Source organism: Enterobacter sp. RHBSTW-00975, assembly GCF_013615235.1.
GTDB lineage: Bacteria > Pseudomonadota > Gammaproteobacteria > Enterobacterales > Enterobacteriaceae > Enterobacter > Enterobacter ludwigii.
Window position 1 is genome coordinate 606,294 of the sequence record NZ_CP055883.1, and the last position, 24,157, is coordinate 630,450.

Annotated in this window: 23 protein-coding genes; 11 read left to right on the plus strand and 12 right to left on the minus strand. The window is 55.4% G+C overall.

Features of this window, described 5'->3' with window-relative positions:
• Positions 1-192 precede the first annotated feature (192 nt).
• The 4 genes from osmY to HV340_RS02950 all read left to right on the plus strand — a co-directional run bounded on the left by osmY (position 193) and on the right by HV340_RS02950 (position 3,053).
• Complete coding sequence (gene osmY, locus HV340_RS02935; protein ID WP_020885287.1) at positions 193-810, plus strand: molecular chaperone OsmY; 618 nt, start codon at positions 193-195, stop codon at positions 808-810.
• Between the two features lie 129 nt (positions 811-939).
• The gene (locus HV340_RS02940) at positions 940-1,101 is read left to right on the plus strand and encodes a DUF1328 domain-containing protein (RefSeq protein WP_003856556.1); all 162 of its coding nucleotides are present in this window, start codon (positions 940-942) and stop codon (positions 1,099-1,101) included.
• A gap of 120 nt (positions 1,102-1,221) precedes the next feature.
• Positions 1,222-2,274, plus strand: coding sequence for a patatin family protein (locus tag HV340_RS02945; RefSeq protein WP_063925671.1), 1,053 nt, complete (start codon positions 1,222-1,224; stop codon positions 2,272-2,274).
• Complete coding sequence (locus tag HV340_RS02950; RefSeq protein ID WP_181216285.1) at positions 2,271-3,053, plus strand: TatD family hydrolase; 783 nt, start codon at positions 2,271-2,273, stop codon at positions 3,051-3,053. Before HV340_RS02945 ends, HV340_RS02950 begins: the two co-directional genes overlap by 4 nt.
• Here HV340_RS02950 and HV340_RS02955 read toward each other — a convergent pair.
• The gene (locus tag HV340_RS02955; protein WP_059306851.1) at positions 3,048-3,908 is read right to left on the minus strand and encodes a YjjW family glycine radical enzyme activase; all 861 of its coding nucleotides are present in this window, start codon (positions 3,906-3,908) and stop codon (positions 3,048-3,050) included. The two genes, HV340_RS02950 and HV340_RS02955, sit on opposite strands and share 6 nt — an antisense overlap.
• Positions 3,883-5,430 carry a YjjI family glycine radical enzyme gene (locus HV340_RS02960; RefSeq protein ID WP_059306850.1) on the minus strand — a complete coding sequence of 516 codons (1,548 nt, stop codon included), beginning with the start codon at positions 5,428-5,430 and terminating at the stop codon, positions 3,883-3,885. The genes HV340_RS02955 and HV340_RS02960 overlap by 26 nt, the downstream gene beginning before the upstream one ends.
• A 261-nt stretch (positions 5,431-5,691) precedes the next feature.
• Here HV340_RS02960 and deoC point away from each other — a divergent pair, with 261 nt between their 5' ends.
• The 4 genes from deoC to deoD all read left to right on the plus strand — a co-directional run bounded on the left by deoC (position 5,692) and on the right by deoD (position 9,954).
• Positions 5,692-6,471, plus strand: a complete 780-nt coding sequence (gene deoC, locus HV340_RS02965) for a deoxyribose-phosphate aldolase (protein ID WP_020885282.1) — start codon at positions 5,692-5,694, stop codon at positions 6,469-6,471.
• Positions 6,472-6,527: 56 nt separating this feature from the next.
• Positions 6,528-7,850, plus strand: coding sequence for a thymidine phosphorylase (gene deoA, locus HV340_RS02970; RefSeq protein WP_020885281.1), 1,323 nt, complete (start codon positions 6,528-6,530; stop codon positions 7,848-7,850).
• 53 nt (positions 7,851-7,903) lie between these two features.
• Positions 7,904-9,127, plus strand: coding sequence for a phosphopentomutase (deoB, locus tag HV340_RS02975; protein WP_020885280.1), 1,224 nt, complete (start codon positions 7,904-7,906; stop codon positions 9,125-9,127).
• 104 nt (positions 9,128-9,231) lie between these two features.
• Complete coding sequence (deoD, locus tag HV340_RS02980; protein WP_059306849.1) at positions 9,232-9,954, plus strand: purine-nucleoside phosphorylase; 723 nt, start codon at positions 9,232-9,234, stop codon at positions 9,952-9,954.
• Positions 9,955-10,000: 46 nt separating this feature from the next.
• Here the strand turns inward: deoD and HV340_RS02985 are convergent, their stop codons facing one another.
• The 9 genes from HV340_RS02985 to HV340_RS03025 all read right to left on the minus strand — a co-directional run bounded on the left by HV340_RS02985 (position 10,001) and on the right by HV340_RS03025 (position 19,343).
• Positions 10,001-10,702 (minus strand): DUF1120 domain-containing protein, encoded by a 702-nt coding sequence (locus HV340_RS02985; protein ID WP_063925670.1) that lies wholly within the window; start codon positions 10,700-10,702, stop codon positions 10,001-10,003.
• A gap of 117 nt (positions 10,703-10,819) precedes the next feature.
• A complete protein-coding gene (locus HV340_RS02990) occupies positions 10,820-11,389 on the minus strand; it encodes a hypothetical protein (protein ID WP_223398459.1) in 570 nt (189 codons plus the stop codon).
• Positions 11,386-13,800, minus strand: a complete 2,415-nt coding sequence (locus HV340_RS02995; protein WP_032681696.1) for a fimbrial biogenesis usher protein — start codon at positions 13,798-13,800, stop codon at positions 11,386-11,388. Before HV340_RS02995 ends, HV340_RS02990 begins: the two co-directional genes overlap by 4 nt.
• 15 nt (positions 13,801-13,815) lie before the next feature.
• Complete coding sequence (locus HV340_RS03000; RefSeq protein ID WP_044867940.1) at positions 13,816-14,520, minus strand: fimbria/pilus chaperone family protein; 705 nt, start codon at positions 14,518-14,520, stop codon at positions 13,816-13,818.
• A 71-nt stretch (positions 14,521-14,591) separates the two neighbouring features.
• Complete coding sequence (locus HV340_RS03005; protein ID WP_014168534.1) at positions 14,592-15,308, minus strand: DUF1120 domain-containing protein; 717 nt, start codon at positions 15,306-15,308, stop codon at positions 14,592-14,594.
• Positions 15,309-15,559: 251 nt separating this feature from the next.
• Positions 15,560-16,270: a DUF1120 domain-containing protein gene (locus HV340_RS03010; protein WP_014168535.1), complete on the minus strand. Its 711-nt coding sequence runs from the start codon at positions 16,268-16,270 to the stop codon at positions 15,560-15,562.
• A 271-nt stretch (positions 16,271-16,541) separates the two neighbouring features.
• Positions 16,542-17,234, minus strand: coding sequence for a DUF1120 domain-containing protein (locus HV340_RS03015; RefSeq protein WP_020885274.1), 693 nt, complete (start codon positions 17,232-17,234; stop codon positions 16,542-16,544).
• Positions 17,235-17,642: 408 nt separating this feature from the next.
• A complete protein-coding gene (gene lplA, locus HV340_RS03020; RefSeq protein WP_059306847.1) occupies positions 17,643-18,659 on the minus strand; it encodes a lipoate--protein ligase LplA in 1,017 nt (338 codons plus the stop codon).
• Positions 18,660-18,698: 39 nt separating this feature from the next.
• On the minus strand, positions 18,699-19,343 hold the full coding sequence (locus HV340_RS03025; protein WP_020885273.1) for a YtjB family periplasmic protein: 645 nt from the start codon (positions 19,341-19,343) through the stop codon (positions 18,699-18,701).
• Between the two features lie 117 nt (positions 19,344-19,460).
• Here HV340_RS03025 and serB point away from each other — a divergent pair, with 117 nt between their 5' ends.
• The 3 genes from serB to nadR are packed head-to-tail and all read left to right on the plus strand — an operon-like array spanning position 19,461 to position 23,094.
• Positions 19,461-20,429, plus strand: a complete 969-nt coding sequence (gene serB, locus HV340_RS03030; protein ID WP_020885272.1) for a phosphoserine phosphatase — start codon at positions 19,461-19,463, stop codon at positions 20,427-20,429.
• 11 nt (positions 20,430-20,440) lie between these two features.
• Positions 20,441-21,826: a DNA repair protein RadA gene (gene radA / locus HV340_RS03035; RefSeq protein ID WP_181216286.1), complete on the plus strand. Its 1,386-nt coding sequence runs from the start codon at positions 20,441-20,443 to the stop codon at positions 21,824-21,826.
• Positions 21,827-21,861: 35 nt separating this feature from the next.
• A complete protein-coding gene (gene nadR / locus HV340_RS03040; protein ID WP_014168543.1) occupies positions 21,862-23,094 on the plus strand; it encodes a multifunctional transcriptional regulator/nicotinamide-nucleotide adenylyltransferase/ribosylnicotinamide kinase NadR in 1,233 nt (410 codons plus the stop codon).
• Between the two features lie 58 nt (positions 23,095-23,152).
• Here the strand turns inward: nadR and HV340_RS03045 are convergent, their stop codons facing one another.
• Positions 23,153-24,154 carry a zinc-binding alcohol dehydrogenase family protein gene (locus HV340_RS03045; protein WP_020885270.1) on the minus strand — a complete coding sequence of 334 codons (1,002 nt, stop codon included), beginning with the start codon at positions 24,152-24,154 and terminating at the stop codon, positions 23,153-23,155.
• Between the last annotated feature and the right edge of the window lie 3 nt (positions 24,155-24,157).

The window sequence follows — 24,157 nt, forward strand, 5'->3', positions numbered from 1 at the left end:
CCCAAATCTGAAAGCGGCACTGTGAGAGTGATCTATATTTAACTCAGTGTTTAACACCGGGCGTGGATGAATTAACTGTTCAATGCATGACTTTGGGTTCTCCATTTTGCCCGTGTGTTCATTCGCAATATATAAAACTAGCAATTAGGGAAGTATGTCGCCCGAATGACGGGTATACACAGGAATACATCGATGAATATGACAAGACTGAAGATTTCTAAAACTCTGCTGGCTGTGACACTGGGTAGCATCCTGGTAAGTGGTTCTGCTCTGGCTGAAACCAGCACTATGGATAAAGCGCAGTCCACCGCCGATACCGCAGGGCAAAAAATCGATAGCTCTATGAATAAAGTCGGTAATTTCATGGATGACAGCTCAATCACAGCAAAAGTGAAAGCCGCACTGGTGGATGATGAAGCTATCAAGAGCACCGATATTTCCGTTAAAACTGACAAGAAAGTTGTCACCCTGAGTGGTTTTGTAGAAAGCCAGGCCCAGGCCGAACAGGCGGTAAAAGTGGCGAAGGGTGTTGAAGGTGTAGCGTCCGTGAGCGACAAACTGCACGTTCGGGACAGCAAAAACGCGTCGGTGAAAGGGTATGCCGGAGATGCAGCCACCACCAGCGAAATCAAAGCTAAACTTTTAGCAGATGACATCGTGCCGTCTCGTAAAGTGAAAGTGGAAACCACCGATGGCGTGGTTCAGCTTTCCGGTACGGTCGATTCTCAGGCGCAAAGTGAGCGCGCCGAGTCCATCGCGAAAGCGATCGATGGTGTTAAAAGCGTTAAAAACGATCTGAAAACGAAGTAAATCTGCACCATTCGCCCGTCTGGCTAACGTCAGCGGGCGAAATAAAAATGACTCTGGAAAATCGCCGGTGAGTGACCTGAGCGCGCTCACATTTAGCGGCCGACATTAACTATGGTAAAGGAGAAGCTTATGTTTCGTTGGGGCATTATATTTCTGGTTATCGCGTTAATTGCCGCCGCATTGGGCTTTGGTGGTCTGGCAGGTACAGCGGCATGGGCAGCAAAAATTGTCTTCGTCGTGGGTATTATTCTGTTCCTGGTCAGCCTGTTTACGGGTCGTCGACGTCCGTAGCAAACGCAATATTCCTTCAACAAAAAAAAGCCAGTCCTCGTGACTGGCTTTTTCTTGTTTCAGTCGCTGGTCGGGTGCGCTACTGTGTCATAACAGAAAAATGAAAACAGGAAAGCAGAGGTGGGGCAACGAATTCCCGTTACGCTCGGCAATATTGCGCCGCTGGCGTTAAAGCCGTTTCGCGCAGGCCCGCTTGCGCTGGTGTGTGAAGGTGGCGGACAGCGCGGCATTTTTACGGCCGGTGTGCTGGACGAGTTTATGCGCGCGCAATTCAACCCGTTTGACCTGTACTTCGGGACCTCTGCCGGGGCGCAAAACCTCTCTGCTTATGTCTGTAACCAGCCCGGCTACGCGCGAAAAGTGATCATGCGCTACACCACGGCGAAAGAATTTTTCAACCCGGTGCGCTTTGTGCGCGGCGGGAACCTGATTGACCTTGACTGGCTGCTGGATTCGACCTCAAGCCAGATGCCGCTGGCAATGGATACGGCGGCGCGCCTGTTCGACAGCGGAAAAGAGTTCTGGATGTGCGCCAGCCGTGGTGATGACTACACGCCGGGGTATTTCTCTCCTCAAAAAGAGAACTGGCTGGATATCATTCGCGCCTCCAGCGCCATTCCCGGTTTCTATCGTTCCGGCGCGCTGCTGGACGGCATCAGCTATCTGGACGGCGGCATCAGTGACGCGGTGCCGGTACAGGAAGCTGCGCGACGCGGGGCAAAAACCATTGTGGTGATCCGCACCGTCCCGTCGCAAATGTACTATACCCCGCAATGGTTTAAACGCATGGAGCGCTGGTTAGGCGACAGCAGCCTGCAACATCTGGTCAATATCGCGAAGAAGCATGAAACGACCTACGGCGCCATGCAGCGCTTTATTGAAAAACCGCCGGGTAAGCTGCGTATATTTGAAATTTATCCGCCTAAACCGCTGGTCAGCATGGCGCTGGGCAGCCGCGTTCCTGCGCTGCGTACCGATTATAAAACGGGGCGTCTGTGCGGGCGTTACTTCCTGGCGACAATAGGCAAACTGCTGGCTGAACAACCGCCTATACATCGTCATAAAGCCATTATTACCCCACCGGCGGTGGTGGCGAATGATGCGCTGGCGATGCCGCTGGTGGATGCTCCGCAGGCGAATGACGCATTGTTAGATAATGAGGATCTGGCGTGACGTACCGGTTTATCGATACCCACTGTCATTTTGATTTTCCACCGTTTACGGGGGATGAAGAGCAAAGCATCACGCGAGCTGCACAAGCCGGCGTAGAGGCGTTAATTGTGCCGGCGGTTGAAGCGGCATACTTTGAGCGGGTACTGGATCTCTCAAGGCGGCACCAGGCGCTGTACGCCGCGCTCGGCCTGCATCCCATTGTGATTGAACACCATCTTGATGAGCATATCGACGCGCTGGACGGCATTGTGCAGACGGCTGGCGACAAACTTGTCGCCATCGGTGAGATCGGCCTCGATCTCTATCGCGACGATCCGCAGTTTGCGCGCCAGCAGACGATCCTTGATGCGCAGCTGCGGCTGGCGAAGCGCCACGATCTGCCGGTGATCCTTCACTCCCGTCGAACCCATGACAAACTGGCAATGCATCTGAAGCGTATCGATCTTCCGCGAAGGGGCGTTGTGCACGGTTTTTCAGGGAGCCTGCAGCAGGCGCAGCGCTTTATTGCGCTGGGCTATAAAATTGGCGTCGGGGGTACCATCACCTATCCACGCGCCAGTAAAACCCGCGATGTGATGGCGCAGCTGCCGCTCGAAGCATTATTACTGGAAACCGACGCGCCGGATATGCCGCTCAACGGTTTTCAGGGGCAGCCAAATCGCCCGGAGCAGGCCGCTCGGGTCTTTGACACGCTTTGTGAGCTGCGCGAGGAGCCGGAAGAGGTGATTGCGCATGCCCTGCTGGAGAATACCCGCGCGGTATTTGGTATTACGTTATAGATAAAGCGCCGGTCGGATCACCACGATCTGCTGTTGTTCCAGCGCCCGCGCCAGCGGCTCAATATCTTCTGGCGTGGCGCTGCGCCAGGACGCCGCTTCACCGTAAACGCCGTGAGCATGAAAGGCGTTAATGCGTACCGGGACATTGCCCAACGCGTGGATAAACGCCGTCAGCGCTTTGAGATGCTCCAGATAATCGCACTGCTCCGGGATCACCAGTAATCGCAGTTCCGCCAGCCGCTGGTGGTGTGCCAGCCAGCGGATACTGTGCTTAATCTGCGGATTTTCGCGTCCGGTCAGGAAGCGATGGTGTTCGTTCCCCCAGGCCTTCAAATCCACCATTGCCCCGTCGAATACCGGCAGCAGTTTTTGCCAGCCGGTTTCCCCTAACAGACCGTTGCTGTCCACCAGACACGTCAGGTGTTGCAGGGCGGGATCGGCTTTGATCGCCGTGAAGAGCGCCACCAGGAACGGCAGCTGCGTTGTCGCTTCACCGCCGCTCACGGTAATGCCTTCAATAAAGGGGGCGGATTTAGAGAGCTGAATGAGGATCTCGTCGACGCTAAAACGGTGTGCCATTGGCGTTGCCTGCTGCTGGCACAACTGCAGGCAGGTATCACACTGCTGACACAGACTCTCCTGCCACCAGACCCGCCCGGCCTGTATGTTCAGCGCATCGTGCGGACAGTGGGGTACGCAGTCGCCGCAGTCGTTGCAGCGTCCGATGGTCCACGGATTGTGGCAGGTTTTGCAGCGCAGGTTGCACCCCTGGAGAAACAGAGCCAGGCGGCTGCCCGGCCCGTCCACGCAGGAGAAGGGGATCACCTGACTAACTAAAGCGCATCTGCTGTTCATGGCTTATCACGCGTGGCTGGCGCTCCAGGATGCGGGTGTGTCGGGCGGCTTCTTCTCCAAGCCAGGTGGTGTTAGTGCGTGACCCTGTTTCACGGTATTTCTCCAGGTCGGACAACCGCACCATATATCCGGTCACGCGTACCAGATCGTTACCGGCCACGTTGGCGGTGAACTCCCGCATTCCCGCGTTGAACGCACCCAGACACAGTTGCACCACGGCCTGCGGGTTGCGTTTGACCGTCTCGTCCAGCGTCAGGATGTCGCTAATCCCGGCGTGATAGTGCTTGTGGTGTGGCGCCACGCTCAGCAGGTGGCTAATCGGGTCCGGCTCCTCCCCGTAAGGCAACCGCGCGCCCGGCGTCGTACCGATATCAGAGCTTATTCCGGACTGGGCATGCAGCATTGCACGCTGTTTCCAGCCGTATTTTACCGGTGTGCTTTCAACAAACGCCGCGAGCTGTTCGCTGATCCGATACCCCAGCGCGTTGGCCTGGTCGTCTTTACCGTAACGGCCCGGTGAACCCGCTTTCTCACACAGCACGTTCACCGCTTCGGCCAGGCCGTACATGCCGAACATCGGCACAAAGCGGTCGGGATCAATCATCCCCTCTTTGACGAGGAAGCTATTCTCAAAGAAGCCGGATTTTTGATACAGGAACTCGCAGCGGGCATTGATGACGGCCAGCTGCTGCTGGCAGTAGTGGGGCAACGTACGGGTAAAAAAGTCTTCGGGCGAGTCGCTGTGTTCGGCAATGGCCTTCAGGTTCAGGCGCACCAGCGTGCTGCCACCGCCTGCCAGCGGCAGGGAGTTGTAACAACTCACGATACCATAACGGCTTTTTGTGAAAATTTTATCATTCACCGGGCCGTTAGAAATATGGGGTTTGCTGCATTCACAGAGGTTTTCGGCCACCCTGAGCAGCAGCGAGTCTGGCGTGATATCGGGATCATAAATAAAGGTCAGATTCGGTGCGACCTGCTTCAGCTCTGCATCAGCGCGTAAAATCGCGCGGGTAACGGGCGTGTCCGCCGGGCCAATATTGGCATGCATAAACGCATCCGGAAGCGTTCTGTCGAGATAGCGCCAGAAACGTTTTATTCGGCTATCGATTTCTTCTTGTGTTAGAATCCTAACATATGGTTGCAGTAATGCATCAAGATGACCGAGGAAGACCGGCATCGATGTGACAGAAGGAACATGGTGGTACAGGATGGTCAGCAGTGAGAGCGCGTCATCCAGATCCTTTGCCCCTTCCAGTTCCAGCCATGCCGAGCCGTTGGCGAGGAATCTGGCGTAATCAGGCAGAACATAGCGCGGTTTATAAGGCGCATGGCCTTCGAACATGTCGCAGATAAATCCCTCTTCCAGCGCGGTGCGAGCGGCCTGAGGCAGCGCGGGGTAGGGAAGATTGTTCTCCGCCTCCAGCGCCAGAAAATGACGTTTTTGCTCTGGGGTCAATACCGGGCTTGTCACAATTTGCTGGCAACGTTGTTGCAGTGCGTGAGGGCTGGCGTGGGACATATTCGCTTCCTTTATGGTTCTGCGGATGATGACCGAATTGTAGGAAGTCATCCCGGGGGGACTTTTGATCCCACACCGGGTATCGCTGCTTTAATCAGCAGCGACAGCAGTAAAATTTGAAGTTCATCTCATTACAGTAATGCAAATTTGTACGCAGTTTTCATTAACTGTGATGAATGTCGAAGTGTAAGTGCGGCTGGATGTTAGAATAGTCACAGACCGCAAGGTGAAATTTATACGGCGATGCCGTTGGAGAATGTTATGACCGATTTAACTGCAAGCAGCCTGCGCGCGTTGAAACTGATGGACCTGACCACCCTGAATGATGACGACACCAATGAGAAAGTCATCGCCCTGTGCCATCAGGCGAAAACGCCCGTCGGGAACACTGCAGCCGTCTGTATCTACCCGCGCTTTATCCCCATTGCCCGTAAGACGCTGAAAGAGCAGGGCACGCCGGATGTACGCATTGCAACCGTGACTAACTTCCCGCACGGCAATGACGACATCGAGATTGCGCTGGCTGAAACTCGCGCGGCCATCGCGTACGGTGCTGACGAAGTGGACGTGGTATTCCCGTACCGTGCGCTGATCGCCGGTAACGAGCAGGTTGGTTTTGACCTGGTGAAAGCGTGTAAAGACGCTTGTGCTGCGGCAAACGTGCTGCTGAAAGTGATCATCGAAACCGGTGAGCTGAAAGAAGAAGCGCTGATCCGTAAAGCGTCTGAAATCTCCATCAACGCGGGTGCGGATTTCATCAAAACCTCTACCGGTAAAGTGCCGGTGAACGCAACACCGGAAAGCGCGCGCATCATGATGGAAGTGATCCGTGATATGGGCGTGGAAAAAACCGTAGGCTTCAAACCCGCGGGCGGCGTGCGCACGGCTGAAGATGCGCAGCAGTTCCTGGCGATTGCCGACGAACTGTTTGGTCCGGCGTGGGCGGATTCCCGTCATTATCGCTTTGGTGCATCCAGCCTGCTGGCGAGCCTGCTGAAAGCGCTGGGTCACGGCGACGGTAAGAGCGCAAGCAGCTACTGATTTTTATCCTGCGGCGGGCCATCCGCCGCATTTAACCTGTTTTCTCGGGGGTTACCGTGTTTCTCGCACAAGAAATTATTCGTAAAAAACGTGATGGTCATGCATTAAGCGACGAAGAGATCCGCTTCTTTATCAATGGCATTCGTGATAACACCATCTCTGAAGGGCAGATTGCTGCTCTGGCGATGACCATTTTCTTCCACGATATGTCGATGCCTGAGCGTGTATCGCTGACCATGGCGATGCGAGATTCAGGAACCGTTCTGGACTGGAAAAGCCTTAACCTCAATGGCCCGATTGTGGATAAACACTCAACCGGCGGTGTAGGTGACGTGACGTCGCTGATGCTGGGCCCAATGGTGGCGGCCTGTGGTGGTTATATCCCCATGATCTCCGGGCGTGGCCTGGGACATACCGGCGGTACGCTGGACAAACTGGAAGCCATCCCGGGCTTCGATATCTTCCCGGATGACAATCGCTTCCGCGACATTATTAAAGACGTTGGTGTGGCGATTATCGGCCAGACCAGCTCTCTTGCTCCTGCAGACAAGCGCTTCTACGCGACCCGCGATATCACCGCGACCGTTGACTCTATTCCCCTGATTACCGCCTCTATCCTCGCCAAGAAACTGGCGGAAGGCCTGGATGCGCTGGTCATGGATGTGAAAGTGGGCAGCGGCGCCTTTATGCCGACCTATGAGCTTTCCGCGGCGCTGGCAGAAGCCATTGTGGGCGTCTCCAACGGTGCGGGCGTGCGTACTACCGCCCTGCTGACGGACATGAACCAGGTGCTGGCGTCCAGCGCAGGCAACGCCGTGGAAGTGCGTGAAGCCGTGCAGTTCCTCACCGGTGAATACCGGAACCCGCGTCTGCTCGATGTCACCATGGCCCTGTGCGTGGAGATGCTGATCTCCGGCAAGCTCGCCAGCGATGATGCCGATGCACGCGCCAAACTTCAGGCGGTGCTGGATAACGGCAAAGCGGCAGAGATCTTCGGCCGCATGGTAGCGGCGCAGAAAGGCCCGACCGACTTCGTGGAACACTACGCGAAATACCTGCCAACGGCGACGCTCAGCAAAGCGGTCTACGCCGATACCGAAGGCTTTGTCTCGGCGATGGATACGCGCGCGCTCGGCATGGCGGTCGTGTCGATGGGCGGGGGTCGTCGTCAGGCCTCGGACACCATTGATTACAGCGTCGGCTTTACCGATATGGCGCGTCTGGGTGACAGCGTCGATGGTCAACGTCCGCTGGCCGTGATCCACGCGAAAGATGAAGCCAGCTGGCAGGAAGCGGCAAAGGCGGTGAAAGCGGCCATTACGCTTGATGATAAAGCACCGCAAAGCACACCGACTGTCTATCGCCGTATCACCGAATAGCGGTATACTGATCTGATCGATAATTTTTGAAGCACTACGTACGGAGAACAATTATGAAACGTGCATTTATTATGGTGCTGGACTCATTCGGCATCGGCGCAACCGAAGATGCAGAACGTTTTGGTGACGTGGGTTCCGATACCATGGGTCACATCGCTGAAGCCTGTGCGAAAGGCGAAGCGGACAATGGTCGTAAAGGCCCTCTGACTCTGCCAAACCTGACCCGTCTGGGTCTGGTGAAAGCCCATGAAGGTTCTACCGGTAAAATTGCAGCCGGTATGGACGGCAATGCGGAAGTGGTAGGCGCGTACGCCTGGGCGCACGAGCTCTCTTCCGGTAAAGATACCCCGTCTGGCCACTGGGAAATCGCCGGCGTGCCGGTTCTCTTCGACTGGGGTTACTTCTCCGATCACGAGAACAGCTTCCCGCAGGAGCTGCTGGACAAGCTGGTTAAGCGTGCCAATCTGCCGGGCTACCTCGGTAACTGTCACTCTTCCGGTACCGTGATTCTGGACGAACTCGGTGAAGAGCACATGAAAACCGGCAAGCCGATTTTCTACACCTCTGCCGACTCCGTGTTCCAGATTGCCTGCCACGAAGAGACCTTTGGCCTGGATAAGCTTTACGAGCTGTGCGAAATCGCACGTGAAGAGCTGACCGAAGGCGGCTATAACATCGGTCGCGTGATTGCACGTCCGTTTATCGGTGATAAAGCGGGTAACTTCCAGCGCACCGGTAACCGTCATGACCTGGCCGTTGAGCCACCGGCACCGACCGTACTGCAGAAGCTGGTTGACGAGAAAGACGGCCACGTGGTGTCCGTGGGGAAAATTGCAGACATCTATGCCAACTGCGGTATCACCAAAAAAGTCAAAGCCACCGGTCTGGATGCGCTGTTTGACGCCACCATCAAAGAGATGAAAGAAGCGGGTGACAAGACTATCGTCTTCACTAACTTCGTGGACTTCGACTCCTCCTGGGGCCACCGTCGTGACGTGGCCGGTTATGCCGCGGGCCTGGAACTGTTTGACCGCCGTCTGCCGGAGCTGATGGAGCTGGTGGGTGAAGATGACATTCTGATCCTGACCGCCGACCACGGCTGCGACCCAACCTGGACCGGTACCGACCACACGCGCGAGCATATTCCTGTGCTGGTGTACGGCCCGAAAGTGAAACCTGGCTCACTGGGCCACCGTGAAACCTTCGCCGATATCGGTCAGACTATTGCGAAATACTTTGGTACGTCCGACATGGAATATGGCAAGGCCATGTTCTAAACACATCCGGGCGTATCCCCTCTTCCTCCGGGAGAGGGGGAACACCATGCAGGCCGGGCAGGCGCCGCCGCCACCCGGCAAAAACACGATAAAAGGAACTGAAGATGGCAACTCCTCACATTAATGCCGAAATGGGTGATTTCGCTGACGTCGTATTGATGCCGGGCGACCCGCTGCGCGCGAAGCACATTGCAGAAACTTTCCTCGAAGACGTGCATGAAGTGAACAACGTTCGCGGCATGCTGGGCTTCACCGGTACGTACAAAGGCCGCAAAATCTCCGTGATGGGTCACGGTATGGGTATCCCATCCTGCTCCATCTACACCAAAGAGCTGATCACCGATTTCGGCGTGAAGAAAATCATTCGCGTAGGCTCCTGCGGTGCAGTACGTATGGACGTTAAGCTGCGTGATGTGGTTATCGGCATGGGCGCGTGCACGGACTCTAAAGTTAACCGTATGCGTTTCAAAGACCATGACTTTGCCGCCATCGCTGACTTCGGCATGGTGCGTAACGCGGTTGACGCCGCAAAAGCGCTGGGCGTAGACGCACGCGTGGGTAACCTGTTCTCTGCTGATCTGTTCTATGCACCAGACGGCGGCGAGATGTTCGACGTGATGGAAAAGTACGGCATCCTGGGTGTGGAAATGGAAGCGGCAGGGATCTACGGTGTTGCGGCTGAGTTTGGCGCGAAAGCTCTGACCATCTGCACCGTGTCTGACCATATCCGTACGCACGAGCAGACGACCGCTGCTGAGCGTCAGACCACCTTCAACGACATGATCAAAATCGCGCTGGAATCCGTTCTGCTGGGCGACAAAGAGTAATGTTGTACTGCCGGGCGGCGTCTGCTGCCCGGCATGCTCTTCCCGGTTACAAATACACCACGCTGATGGTCGCCTGACCGTCAAACTCCGTATCTTCCGTTAAAGACAGATTCTTCAGATTCTCGACCGCCAGCGACACGTTCAGCGGGAAAGAGACGCTGGTGACCGCCATCGGGTCGTTTTTGCCCGCCGGCGCAACGCTCATCAGACCCAAATCTTTATTGGCGATGGTACCACCGTTGGCTTTCTGCCAGCGGCTCACGCCCGCTCCCGCGGTCACGGCCGTACGGATAGGCTCAGCGTTATTGCCGTTCGCCGTCACATCGCCTGGCGTGGTGTAGATGGAGTACGCGCCGATGTTTTTACCATCGCGCGTTTTGCCCAGCCCAAAGGTGTTCATCGCACCGCGAAGCTCACCGCCGTTAGCATTGGCGTTTTTCACCTTCAGGTTACTGCTGCCCGTGCTGGCGTTGGAATCGGTACGGTTATCCGCGATACTCCAGCCCACCTTTGTTGGCGTGGGGCAGTTGATCGTCAGCATCACCCCTTTTTCGCCCAGCTGCGTAGCCTGGGTTTGCGACAAATCGCCAATATGAATCCTGCCAAAATCGATCACGCCATTATTGCTCAGCTCCGGTACACACGAGGCACCGGCAAGCGAGGCTTTGACTTTCAGCACGGCGGTATCGCCCGCGTGTGCGGATGTGGCCGCCAGGGCCAGCGCGACAACGAGTAAACATTTTTTCATTGTTAATCCTTAACATAAATAAAAAGCATGACATTGCGGGGTATTAACCCGTCAGTATTTGTAACGGTAGTGCTTTTCTACGCTTCACGCAGGCAGGTACCTGACGCGTGAATGGGGTTATTCCTGTGTTAATAATTCCCAGGCCATATTGCTCTCAAGAAGGGTATTGTCAGCAACATGACGAAGCTGGCTGTTATTAATGACGGGAACAATCTTAAGGGTGAAGCTCATGTGTTTACCCCGCACCGGCACGGCATTTTGCCGGGCAACGAGACCTTCATTATTTTTGATAAACGCGCGTTGCGTCGGGCTGGAGGAGGGCGTAAAACCGATACGGTCCGTCGTTTTCGCCAGCGTGCAGGCATGCCCGTCAACCACCATATTGTCGGCAATAATGGCCAGTCGCCCGTCCTGACCAAAGAGAACTCCTCCGTTGACGCCGGCAGTGGACTGCAGAAACAAGGCCATCACTCTCGGCTCCGGGCAGAAAACGTTGGCCGTAATTTCTTTGGCCGGCATCCGGTTCCAGTTCTTCTGCGAGGCGGCGATATCCGACGGTTTGAGTTTTCCAAACGAGACAACAGGCTGCGAAAACGTAACCTGACACTCTTCACTGGACGCGCGTGCGGAGAAGAGCAAAATCATGCTGGCAAACGCCGCGAATAAAAGGGAATAACAGGTTTTCACTGGCACATTCCTTCTGCTTTTTCGTAATAGGACTCGGTATTTTTGTCTTCGCTGAGCGAATACGTGATGTGGCAAATTTTTGCCATGTTGTCGTCCACCACATACAGGGCGGGCGCATCCGTGGCGTCGGGAATAAACACGCTGCCGTTATCCATTACGCTCACGATATAACGGCTGTCTTTATCCACCACGCTAAGCCCTCTGGCGAGCCATGACCCGTCAGGGCGTTTCACGCTCAGCATTAGACGACGCGTGTTCAGCACGTGGAAATCCACCTGCGCGAATGAGCCGTAAGCTGCGGAAACGGTCTGTATCCCGTTCGATAAATCCATTCCCTGTGGCAGGGAGCTGGCATCAATGACAATCTGAGAGGTTTGCCACTCGCGCAGACCCGGCACCACGGCTTGTCCCCACGCATCGGTCCAGACGGTTCCATCGGGCGTGGCGATTTGAATACCGCTTTCCGGCTCGCTTAATCGCGCAATGCCAAAGGTGTCTTTAATCGGGTAGGGTGCAAACGTAATGCCATGACCATGCAGGGCGATGCCGCCGCTGAGGGAGGTGCTGTAATTATGCTGGTTCCCGTCGTTCAGCCCTGCGGCCATGCCCAGCTGTGTGTAGTGCAGGTTGGTGCTGACATTACCGTTAAACGACTGGGTCTTGTCCTGATTGTCGCGATCGACCGAGAGGTTGTAATTGGTGTTTTGACCCCACGATCCGCTGTCCTGAATACCGAGGTTTTGTTTTTCACCCTGGCTGCGCATATAGGTACTGATGCGCTCAGTACCAAACGGAATGACCAGATTAAGATAGAGCAGGTCGCCATCACTTGTGCCGCCCTTCTCCGTCTCACTGCTGCTGAGGGCGTGCTGCCAGTTCACTGAGAGCGACGTGTGCCCCAGACTCTTGCCCCAGGAGACCATCAGGTAGCGGGAGCTACTGCTCTCTTCATCCCCGGCATTCTCGCTGTACTGGAATGAAAGCGAGCCAACCCATGCGTTGTTCCAGTTGAGGCTGGTATTCCAGGCGCTTTGATAGCGCTGGGATTCAGCGTCCATCGCCTCGTTTAACTCCCGGTAGCCGGTGCTGTAGGTTGATGCGCTGACCCCAAGCGTGAGTTGCTCGGGCAGGGAAAGGTGACTTTGCAATTCTATCTTGCGGCCATTTTGTTGACCGTAGAACTGCGCGCGGCTCATCTGAATGCTGGGAGAAAGGAGCCAGTACTCGGCTGGCGACCATTCCAGCATCGCCCCGAGGGCCTGATACTGCTCTGCCAGCACGCCCGCCGTGACGCCGGTGAGCTGGGGCGTAAACCGGGTTCCGTCAGAAAAATTAAATACCCAGGGCGACCCCTGTTCATCCCCGGTATCGCGAACTTTACCCAACGAGACGCTGAGCCCTTCGGTGCGCGTCATCCCGCTCACGTTCAGTGAGGAGGAGGGAACCGTAAACGTCGTGGTGGAACCGTCGGTTTCGACCACGCTGATGTCCAGATCCACGTTGCCACGCACCACCGGGACATCGGTCAGAGTAAACGGACCGGCATTCACCAGCGAAGAGTAGATAACCTGCCCGGACTGACGAACGTCAACGCGCGCCTGGTTGGTGCGGGCGATGCCGGAAATAGTCGTCGCCGGAATATTCGGTTGCAGGCCCGTTTCCGGCAGGAACTGAACGCCATTAATTTGTGCGCCACTGAACAGCGCCGAGTTGACGTTAATCTGCCCCGCCTGAATGCGAAGCTTCCGTTCTTCGAAGACGTGTTCCGCGTAGGTATAGAGATTCTCTGTGCTGCGGGTTCCGTTATCGTCGGTCAGGATAAAGTTGCTGCGCAGCGTCCAGTTCGCCACGTTGAGACCGGCGCCAATATTGCCCTGGGAAAAGGTACTGTTTCCGCCGCTGCCGTACTCGTTGTAGTTGCTGAACGCACTGTAATTGATAAGACCCGCCGCACCGCCGTGCGCGTAGTATTTCGCGGCATAAAAACCATTGTCCATCGCCTCTGCGGGAACATAAATCTCAAGCGACTCCGCGTTGGGCAGCAGCGTGACGGTGGCCGTCGGGTAATCTTGCAGAAGATTATGGCAGGGCTCTTTTGCATCGATATTCAGCGGAAGAAGACCTGCCGCACGGGTAAAGTCATCATCCAGACACAGTTGCCCTTCCTCTCCCACGCGGATCGCAAGCGTGCCTTTATCGACGCCGTTAATTTTTACCTGCACGGCATGCGGCCCCGGCAGGTATCGCTGGGCCTGGGAGAAGTAGTGGGCGAGGTTGGTGCTGATACCCCGGGTCGCCAGAATATCGGTATTAAAATCCATACCGGCCGCCGATACCGACTGGGCGGGCAACGTCAAAGCCCCCAGTATGGCGGCGCGAAGCGTCTGATTACGCAAAGAGAACTCAATCACCAAAACATCCCTGTCTTACTGGCGCGTCAGGGAAGCGGTAAAGCTCTCAACTTCAATCCCGTAGCGGCTGGCCGGATTGAACTCAATGGCGTTATCGGTGCCGTTAACCGGGGTGTCGGTCTGCACCGTCATGGTCTCTCCCGGCAGGATAAACGTCTTGTTGACCAGGCCTTCCGTATGCGAAGGCAGTAAGGTGACAGAGGTGGAGAAACGGACCACGTAGGCGGACGGATTCTGCACCTTGACCTCTTTCCCGGTGACTGACCAGGTCAGTAATTTCCAGGCGTCGGTGACCACCGGCAGATCTTTGGGATGGATCAGGACCGGTAAATCCTGACGCAGGTTGATCCCGACCTTCACGTTTTTATCCGTGCTTTTGGGCGGAATACCTTCGAACACCACGCGTTTGTACTGTTCAACGCTAAGCGGTTTGTCGGTTTCAAGAATAAAGCGAACCTGTTGCTCCTGGCCTGGCTCAAGGCGCACTACCGGTTGGGTGACGTTGAGTTTTACCCCCTGGTCGCCCCCGATATCCCGGATGGAGGTGTAAAGCAGGGTGGGAATGCTGTCGGTGTTTTTCACGCTCATGACGCCGCCGTGGTTCGCTTCGTCAATCAGCAGCAGGGTGGTTTCAGGCACCATTCCTGCGGCAAAAAGCGAAGCCGGAAGGGCGAGGCACAGTGAGCAGATCAAACGTGTTGATGTGTGGATCGTAGACATAGTGGGTTTCATTCGCTGGTCAGGAAAAAAACTCCCCATGTAACTGGAGAGTTTTGCGTCAGGGGGCTGGATTAGAGGTAAACCAGGGTGATCGTTGACTGGCCTTCAAGCTCGGTTTTGTCGGTCAGGGTCAGCTTGTCGCTTGGGGCTACGGCCAGCGCAATCTTCAGCGGGAATGCCGCGCTCATGAAGGCTAAAGGTGCACGCTGGCCGCTTTTGGAAACGGTCATGACGTCGGTGCCATCGTTGGAGAGGATGCCGCTGGTCCACATGTTCATCCAGCTTCTGCTGCTGATCGTGCCGCCGGTATACAGGGTAGCCGCGATAGGCTGTACCGCCGCGCCGTCTGCGGTAACGGAGGTCAGGTAGGTAGAAATGGCATACGCACCGATGTTCTCGCCGGCGCTGGTTTTACCTACGCCGTTCAGTTGGCTGGAGCCAGAAGCCTGGCCACCGTTTGCGGTAGCGTTATCCACGTGGAATTGGTTGGCTGGCAGGCTGGCACCGGCGTTGGAATCCGCGCGATCGTCGTGAAGCGTCCAGCCCACGCGTGTGGCGGACTGGCACTTGATGGTCAGGGTGACATCTTTATGGCCTGCCTGATATGGCACGCTGGAGGAGAGGGAGTCCAGACCGATTTCACCGAAGTTGGCCAGACCCCCGTTGCTGATTTCCGGCACGCAGCCTGCGCTGGTCAGTGAGCCCTGTACTTTGAGCATGGCGGTCGGTTCTGCGCAAACGGCTGTTGCCGCCATGGATAGCACGGTGGCAAGAAGAAGCTTTTTCATTGTTATTCCTTAACCTGAAAGAGAGTGACTAAAAAAGATATTTTTAGTCCGCAAAGTGCTTGCATGAATACACGTGTTAAATAACAAGCGCCGCTGATTCTATTAATGATTCACAGAATGCAATAATTAGATTTTCTAACGAGCACATTGAGATTTTATTAAGTCATTACAATCAGATATGAATGGATTTATATTCTGCTTTAAAACGGCGGGATATCCCGCCGGAGAAAAGAAAACATGACCTTAACGTATCAGAGATAAACCAGCGTAATGGTGGTTTCGCCGCTCAGTTGAGCTTCATCGGTCGTGGTCAGGCGATCGGTATTCACAATGGCCATCGAGACTTTAAACGGGAAGACGACGTTGGTAATCGCCAGCGGAGAAGATTTGCCTGGGGTGGTCGCCGTCATAATTTCTGCGTTACCGTTGGCAATAATACCGGTACTCAGGTTACGCCACATGTATTCGCCATTGCTGTTGACGTACGCCGGGGCATAAATGGCCTGAGCCGGAAGACCATTGGCGGTAACTTCATTCACGCGCGTTGCGATGGCATACGCCCCAATCTTTTCGCCCGCCGCCGTGGTGCCAACGCCATAGGTGGTGCCAGCGCCCCAGGCATCACCTCCGTTATCCGCCGCATCGCGGATGTAGAACTGGCTGGACGTCAGGTCATTTGCCGCATTGGTATCTTCTTTATTGTCCGCGATGCTCCAGGCCACTTTGGTCGCTGAAGGGCAGTTAATGGTTAACGACATGTCCTTTTGACCCATCTGATTCGTCTGGGTAGGAGAAAGTTGATCCAGGGCGATGGTGCCAAAATCGATAGAACCGCCATTGCTTAATTCAGGCGTACAGGACGCATTATTCATTTTGCCTTTCACCTTCATCACAACGGTAGAGTCGGCGAGCGCAGCGTGCGAAGCCACGGCAATCAGAGTGGCGAGAAGAAGTTTTTTCACTGTTATTCCTTAACCAAAAAGTGGACATTTTCTTATGTGCGTGTAATTAACGTATTGATTCACAAGCGCGGGAATTCTATTAATGGTCAGAGTTATTTGTGAAATGAGAAATTCTACACTCGGTTGTGAGTTTAATTAAGGGCTGTAAATACAATCATGTATGTATTTACGTCTTGCGAATAATATGATGGATGCAGTATGAATAAAGGAATAAAAAACGGCGAATTAAATTCGCCGTCAGAGATACGTTATCGCCTGAGCGATAATTTAATTAGAGGTATTTCAGCGTAATGGTCGCCTGACCATCCAGTTCGGTATCTTCGGTAATGCTCAGTCTGTTGGTATTCCTGATTGCCATGGAGACTTTCATTGGGAATACGGCTTCGGTAAAGGCCATCGGCACGAGTTCACCCGGTTTGGCGACGGACATGGTTTCGTAGTCATCCAGAACAAGACGACCCGTCGTATTTTTATTCCATTTAGTCAGATTAGTGCCTCCCGCGGTAATCGCATCAGCAGGTGCGCCGTCTACCGTGACATATGGCAGGTTGGTATACACTGCCCATCCGCCAATCTTCTGGCCCTCTTTGGTAAAACCTAAACCGCTTGTGTACTGAGGGCTGAATGTCGAGCTGCCATCAACGGCAGAATCATCGACTTCAATATAATGGCCATCAGCCAGACTGTCTTTGCGGTTGTCGTACATTGTCCAGCCGACTTTGGTCGCAGAATTACAGGTAATTGTCATGGTGATATCACGCTGGCCGAGCTGGTTATCCTCAGTCGCGCTCAGTGAGCCCATTGATATTTTGCCATAATCCACTGCGCCGCCGTTGCTCATTGTAGGAGTACATGACGCGTTGGTCAGTTTGCCTTGCACTTTCATGACGGCGGTGTTAGCCGCATGGGCTGCGGTCATGGACGTTGCCGCAGCGATGGCCGCGACAAGAAGAATTTTTTTCATTGTTGTTCCTTAACGAAGAGAAATTATAGAGCTGTCGACTAGTAATGTAATCAATAGGTTTTATATATGGGTGTAACCACGGGCAGTAGTATATTGTGGCTGCTCTAAATGGTGTATTTAGAATTTCTAAACGGGCAGTAATGAAAATATAAAAGCATAGATGGTGTGAATATTTTCACGCATTTTACGGGCATATTTCCGCTTTTATTGTTCAATTTATTATTGAAAGTTATTAGCGGTTTTCGTAAGGCCGGGAAGCATTCAATGCCCTTCCCGACGATAATATAATATTTTTTAATAAGATGGGGCAGGCTGGATCCCTGAAGCCTGCTTAAAAAATAAGAATAAGAGGTTATCGCGTAAACAGGTTACATCACTCACCCGGCGAAGCACGCCGGGCAACATAGTTTAGCGTACGGCCTGCGAAAGCCAGGCAGAAAGCTCGCCCAGCTCGATTGCCTGATCGGGGAACTCGCCACGTAACGCCTCACATGTCAGCTGCACCGTGTCGGCACGATACAGGCAGCCCTGTAAGCGGCTGGCCAGCGCCTCCAGCGGCGCAGGGTTCAGGCTGTCCGTAAAGACCTGTGCCCGGGTAATGTGGCCTTTTTCCACGTCAAAATGAAGCTCCACGCCGCCCCAGGTGAAGCGCTCGTCCAGCAGGTGCGAGAAGGCCGGCGCCTGACCAAAGTTCCACTCCCAGCTGCTCTGACGGGCAAAGGTTTCCGCAAAGTTTGGCAGGTCAGGGGTGTTATCCGGGGAGATCACTTCGGCTTCGATCCGCTCACCGTAGTGATCGAAAAACGCTTCGCGGATAGCATCGCAGATCTGTTCGTGGGTGATGCCCGGCAGTAATTCGATCAGGTTGGCGACGCGGCCTCGCACGGAGGTGATACCTTTGGCCTGCAGCTTTTTCTTATCGGGATTAAGGTAATTCGCAAGACGGCTGAGGTCGGCATTCAGCAACAATGTCCCGTGATGGAACCCCCGGTCCAGGGTTTCACGGTAGGCGGAGCCGGAGACTTTGCGATCCCCGTCGGGGGTTTTGACGACCAGATCGTTGCGGCCTGACGCTTCGGCAGTCACGCCCAGCGATGTCAGGGCGTTAAGCACAATCGCGGTGGAAATGGTTTTATCGTATTCAGGTTTGCCCGCCATAAAGGTAAAGCAGGTATTGCCGAGGTCGTGAAATACCGCGCCGCCGCCGCTGCTGCGTCGCGCCAGGCGGACGTTATCCTCTTCCATACGCCGGGTATTACACTCTTTCCAGGGATTCTGCGCACGGCCAATCACCACCGTATCGGCGTTGCGCCATAAAAATAACACCCGTTGAGTGGCTGGCATCTGACGGAAGATACACTCTTCTACCGCGAGATTGAACCAGGGATCGTGAGAGTCAGAGATAAGCAGGCGTAACGTCGTCATGGCAAAGTTCCTTTTCCGAATCGTAAGCCTACTTTATCACTATTCTTTCTTATCGCCCTCGTCCTCTTCGGGCACCGATTTACTGGCGGTCAGGAGGAAAGGCGATTGCTGCCAGCGGGTGCGTTTACCCTGCAGCAGCGTGCGTGCCAGCACCACACCGATGGCCAGCGAGAGTAGCAGCATCAGGCGCAAAATATTGGTGGTGTTGTCCACCTGTTTTGCTTCGGTGGGCAGGGTGTGGGTGTCGAGCGTCAGGCGCAAATAGCCGAGCGGACCATTTTTCCCCTGCACGGGTTCGACGATCTGCTGATTGAAATAGCCGCCGGCTTTTTTGCCGTCCAGCGCCAGCCTGTCACGGACGTCAACGTGCTCACCGGCACGGGCGATCAAGTCGCCCTGTTCGTCGTAGACACCAGCATCAAGAATGCGGCTGTTTTCGGTTAACTGGCGTAATATCTGACCTATGCGCTTCTCGTCCGGCGTTTCGGTGCGCATCGCCGGGGCGATGTTGAGCGTGACCTGACGCGCCAGAGTACGCGCCAGTTCCTCAAACTGCGGGTTACGTTGCCGCTGGTGATTCTGGCTGAACCACGATGCTCCTTGCATCAGCGCGACCAAGAGTGCGAGACATATCAGGACAATCACGGCACGATGAAGTCGGAATTTCAGTTTTGCGCGAGCCATATTCCACCTGCTGAAAATTTACGGCTTAATGTTGCCAGAAGTGATGGTTACAAGGTAGCCTCATGCGTTATTTTCCCTCTGGAACCTTCCGGCGCGAACGAATTCACAGGAGCTTCAATGCCGAACATTACCTGGTGCGACCTGCCTACGGATGTCTCTTTATGGCCAGGATTGCCGCTCTCTTTAAGTGGTGATGAGGTGATGCCTCTGGATTACCACGCTGGCCGTAGCGGCTGGCTGCTGTACGGACGCGGCCTGGACAAACAACGCCTGACCCAATATCAAACCAAACTGGGTGCAGCGATGGTCATCGTGGCGGCCTGGTGCGTAGAGGATTATCAGGTCATCCGCCTGGCAGGTTCCCTGACGCAGCGCGCGACCCGCCTGGCACATGATGCCGGCCTGGACGTGGCGCCTCTCGGCAAAATTCCACACCTGAAAACGCCGGGTCTGCTGGTGATGGACATGGATTCCACCGCCATCCAGATCGAGTGCATCGACGAGATCGCCAGGCTTGCCGGCAGCGGCGAGCTGGTGGCCGATGTGACCGAACGGGCAATGCGCGGCGAGCTGGATTTCACCGCCAGTCTGAGACAGCGCGTGGCGACCCTGAAAGGGGCGGACGCGAACATCCTGCGCCAGGTGCGTGATGAGCTGCCGTTAATGCCGGGGCTGACGCAGCTGGTGCTGAAGTTAGAAACGCTGGGCTGGAAAGTGGCTATCGCCTCGGGCGGGTTCACCTTCTTCGCCGACTACCTTCGCGACACGTTGCGCCTGACCACCGTGGTGGCGAATGAGCTGGAAATCATGGACGGCAAGCTGACCGGCCAGGTGATCGGCGATATCGTGGATGCCCAGTACAAAGCCAATACCCTGACCCGTCTGGCGGAAAAATATGAAATTCCTGTCGTCCAGACCGTTGCCATCGGTGATGGCGCGAACGACCTGCCGATGATCAAAGCGGCAGGCCTTGGCATTGCCTACCATGCCAAGCCTAAAGTGAATGAAAAGACGGAAGTCACCATCCGTCATGCTGACCTGATGGGGGTGTTCTGCATTCTCTCCGGCAGCGTGAATCAGAAATAACGAGGTAAACCGTGGCGAAAGCTCCAAAACGCGCATTTGTCTGTAATGAATGTGGTGCGGATTATCCGCGCTGGCAGGGGCAATGTAGCGCCTGTCATGCCTGGAACACCATCACCGAAGTGCGTGGTGTGGCGGCTTCGCCGAGCGTGGCCCGCAATGAACGCCTGAGCGGTTATGCCGGCAACGCCGGTGTCGCGAAAGTGCAAAAGCTCTCGGATATTAGCCTCGAAGAGCTGCCGCGTTTCTCGACCGGCTTCAAAGAGTTTGACCGTGTGCTCGGCGGGGGAGTGGTGCCGGGCAGTGCGATCCTGATCGGCGGTAACCCGGGAGCGGGTAAATCAACACTGCTGTTGCAAACGATCTGCAAGCTCGCCGAACAGATGAAAACCCTGTACGTCACCGGTGAAGAGTCCCTGCAGCAGGTGGCGATGCGTGCGCACCGTCTTGGCCTGCCAACCGGCAACCTCAACATGCTTTCGGAAACCAGCATCGAGCAAATCTGCATGATTGCCGAAGAAGAGCAGCCGAAGCTGATGGTTATCGACTCCATTCAGGTGATGCACATGGCGGATATCCAGTCTTCACCGGGGAGCGTGGCGCAGGTGCGTGAAACCGCCGCCTATCTCACGCGCTTTGCCAAAACGCGCGGTGTGGCGATTGTGATGGTCGGCCACGTCACGAAAGATGGTTCCCTGGCGGGGCCGAAAGTGCTGGAGCACTGTATCGACTGCTCCGTTATGCTCGACGGCGATGCCGATTCCCGTTTCCGTACGTTGCGCAGCCACAAAAACCGTTTTGGTGCGGTGAACGAGTTGGGCGTGTTTGCCATGACCGAGCAGGGGCTACGTGAAGTCAGCAACCCGTCTGCCATCTTCCTCAGCCGGGGCGATGAAGTGACCTCCGGTAGCTCGGTGATGGTGCTCTGGGAAGGGACGCGTCCGCTGCTCGTGGAAATTCAGGCGCTGGTGGATCACTCAATGATGGGTAACCCACGGCGTGTGGCCGTTGGCCTGGAACAAAACCGCCTGGCGATCCTGTTGGCCGTACTGCACCGCCACGGCGGCCTGCAGATGGCGGATCAGGACGTGTTCGTCAACGTGGTCGGCGGGGTCAAAGTCACTGAGACCAGTGCGGATCTGGCGCTGCTGCTGGCAATGGTCTCCAGCCTGCGTGACAGACCGCTGCCGCAGGACCTGGTGGTGTTTGGTGAAGTGGGTCTGGCCGGGGAGATACGCCCGGTGCCAAGCGGCCAGGAGCGCATCTCCGAGGCGGCGAAGCACGGCTTTCGCCGCGCCATTGTGCCCGCCGCCAACGTGCCGAAAAAAATCCCCGAAGGGATGCAGGTCTTTGGCGTGAAGAAACTCGCAGATGCGTTAAATGTCTTTGACGACTTATAATTACGTATTCGATTTTGCAGGAGGCACCGTAATTTATGTCATCATTTGACTACATCAAGACCGCAATCCGCCAGAAAGGCTGCACGCTGCAGCAGGTGGCGGATGCCAGCGGCATGACCAAAGGCTACCTGAGCCAACTGCTGAACGCCAAAATCAAAAGCCCCAGCGCACAAAAGCTGGAAGCGTTGCACCGCTTTCTGGGGCTTGAATTCCCGCGTATGCAAAAGAACGTCGGCGTGGTATTTGGCAAGTTTTACCCGCTGCATACCGGGCACATCTATCTGATCCAGCGTGCCTGTAGCCAGGTGGACGAGCTGCATATCATCATGGGTTACGATGAAACCCGCGACCGTCAGCTGTTCGAGGACAGCGCCATGTCGCAGCAGCCAACCGTGCCGGACCGCCTGCGCTGGCTGCTGCAGACCTTTAAGTACCAGAAAAACATTCGTATTCATGCTTTTAATGAAGAGGGCATGGAGCCGTATCCGCACGGCTGGGATGTGTGGAGCAATGGCGTCAAAGCGTTCATGGACGAAAAGGGGATCACCCCGAACTGGATCTACACCTCTGAAGAGTCCGATGCGCCGCAGTTCCGCGAGCATCTGGGCATTGAAACCGTGCTGATCGATCCAAAGCGTACCTTTATGAACATCAGCGGGGCGCTGATCCGCGAAAACCCGTTCCGCTACTGGGATTACATCCCAACCGAGGTAAAACCGTTCTTTGTGCGCACCGTTGCGATTCTGGGCGGCGAGTCGAGCGGGAAATCGACGCTGGTCAACAAGCTGGCCAACATCTTTAACACCACCAGTGCGTGGGAGTACGGGCGTGATTACGTCTTCTCACATCTGGGCGGTGACGAGATGGCGTTGCAGTACTCCGACTACGATAAAATCGCGCTCGGTCATGCGCAGTACATTGATTTCGCGGTGAAATACGCCAATAAAGTGGCCTTCATTGATACCGATTTCGTCACCACCCAGGCGTTTTGCAAAAAATACGAGGGACGCGAGCATCCGTTTGTGCAGGCGCTGATAGACGAATACCGTTTTGACCTGGTGATTTTGCTCGAAAACAACACCCCGTGGGTTGCCGACGGGATCCGCAGCCTCGGCAGTTCCGTCGACAGAAAAGAGTTCCAGAGCATGCTCATCGACATGCTGCACGAAAATAACGTGGAGTTTGTGCATGTGGAGGAGTCAGATTACGACAGCCGTTTCCTGCGCTGCGTAGAGCTGGTGAAAGAGATGATGGGGGAGCAGGGGTAAATCCCTCATCCTAACCCTCTCCTGAGGGAGAGGGCCGGTGTGAGGGGGAACACCCCCCTCAATACTCAACCACCACTTTGCCACGCATATGCCCGTCCAGCACTTTTCGGTGCGCTTCGGTGATGCTTTCGACGCTCAGCCCGTGCAGCGTTTCGCTCAGTGAGCTTTCCACCACGCCGTTATCCACCAGCTTCGCAACCTCGTTTAAGATCTCGCCCTGACGCGCCATGTCGGCGGTCTGGTACATGCTGCGGGTGTACATAAACTCCCAGTGCAGCGCGGCAGATTTGGATTTCAGCTTATCCTGGTTCAACGGATGTGCGTTCTCAACGATGGAGCAGATATGCCCCTGCGGTGCGATCAGTTCACTGACGGCATCCCAGTGGCCGTCGGTATCATTGAGAATGAAAATGTAATCCACAAACGTCAGGCCCTGTTTAGCCAGTTCACCTTTCAGGTCACGGTAATTCACCACGTGATCGGCACCGCGATCGCGACACCACTGAGCAGAATCTTCCCGCGAGGCGGTCGCGACGATCTTCACATTGCTGCGATGTTTCGCAAACGGGATCGCCAGCGATCCTACGCCGCCCGCGCCGCCAATAATGAGCAGCGTTTTGTCCGGGCCGGCATCCTGGATATTCAGCCGTTCAAACAATCCTTCCCAGGCGGTGAGGGCGGTTAACGGCAAGGCGGCTGCGGCAGCCCAGCCGAGGCTTACCGGCTTATGCCCGACAATGCGCGCATCGATCAGCTGATGGGTGGTATTGCTGCCCGGGCGGGTAATATCGCCCGCGTACCACACTTCATCCCCCGGTTTAAAACCGCTAACGCCTGCACCCACGGCTTTCACAATGCCGCTGGCGTCCCAGCCGAGAACGCGTGGTTCCGTCAGGCCGCTTCTGACGATGCCCGCGTGAACTTTGGTATCGACCGGGTTGATGGAAACGGCTTTTACCTCAACCAGCAGATCGTGCTCGCCGGGCTGCGGCATCGGTTGGGTAATTTCAATGAAATCAGCAGGACTGTCTGGATTAACGGCAATGGCTTTAACTGACATGGT

Bases quoted from the DNA above. Each gene is read 5' to 3' on its own strand.
- HV340_RS03025 (WP_020885273.1), bottom strand. From the start codon at position 19,343: ATGGCTCGCGCAAAACTGAAATTCCGACTTCATCGTGCCGTGATTGTC.
- HV340_RS02955 (WP_059306851.1), bottom strand. From the start codon at position 3,908: ATGAACAGCAGATGCGCTTTAGTTAGTCAGGTGATCCCCTTCTCCTGC.
- lplA (WP_059306847.1), bottom strand. From the start codon at position 18,659: ATGACGACGTTACGCCTGCTTATCTCTGACTCTCACGATCCCTGGTTC.
- HV340_RS02940 (WP_003856556.1), top strand. From the start codon at position 940: ATGTTTCGTTGGGGCATTATATTTCTGGTTATCGCGTTAATTGCCGCC.
- HV340_RS03015 (WP_020885274.1), bottom strand. From the start codon at position 17,234: ATGAAAAAAATTCTTCTTGTCGCGGCCATCGCTGCGGCAACGTCCATG.
- HV340_RS02985 (WP_063925670.1), bottom strand. From the start codon at position 10,702: ATGAAAAAATGTTTACTCGTTGTCGCGCTGGCCCTGGCGGCCACATCC.
- HV340_RS03000 (WP_044867940.1), bottom strand. From the start codon at position 14,520: ATGTCTACGATCCACACATCAACACGTTTGATCTGCTCACTGTGCCTC.
- HV340_RS03005 (WP_014168534.1), bottom strand. From the start codon at position 15,308: ATGAAAAAGCTTCTTCTTGCCACCGTGCTATCCATGGCGGCAACAGCC.
- serB (WP_020885272.1), top strand. From the start codon at position 19,461: ATGCCGAACATTACCTGGTGCGACCTGCCTACGGATGTCTCTTTATGG.
- nadR (WP_014168543.1), top strand. From the start codon at position 21,862: ATGTCATCATTTGACTACATCAAGACCGCAATCCGCCAGAAAGGCTGC.
- deoB (WP_020885280.1), top strand. From the start codon at position 7,904: ATGAAACGTGCATTTATTATGGTGCTGGACTCATTCGGCATCGGCGCA.
- deoC (WP_020885282.1), top strand. From the start codon at position 5,692: ATGACCGATTTAACTGCAAGCAGCCTGCGCGCGTTGAAACTGATGGAC.
- HV340_RS02960 (WP_059306850.1), bottom strand. From the start codon at position 5,430: ATGTCCCACGCCAGCCCTCACGCACTGCAACAACGTTGCCAGCAAATT.
- osmY (WP_020885287.1), top strand. From the start codon at position 193: ATGAATATGACAAGACTGAAGATTTCTAAAACTCTGCTGGCTGTGACA.
- HV340_RS03045 (WP_020885270.1), bottom strand. From the start codon at position 24,154: ATGTCAGTTAAAGCCATTGCCGTTAATCCAGACAGTCCTGCTGATTTC.
- deoD (WP_059306849.1), top strand. From the start codon at position 9,232: ATGGCAACTCCTCACATTAATGCCGAAATGGGTGATTTCGCTGACGTC.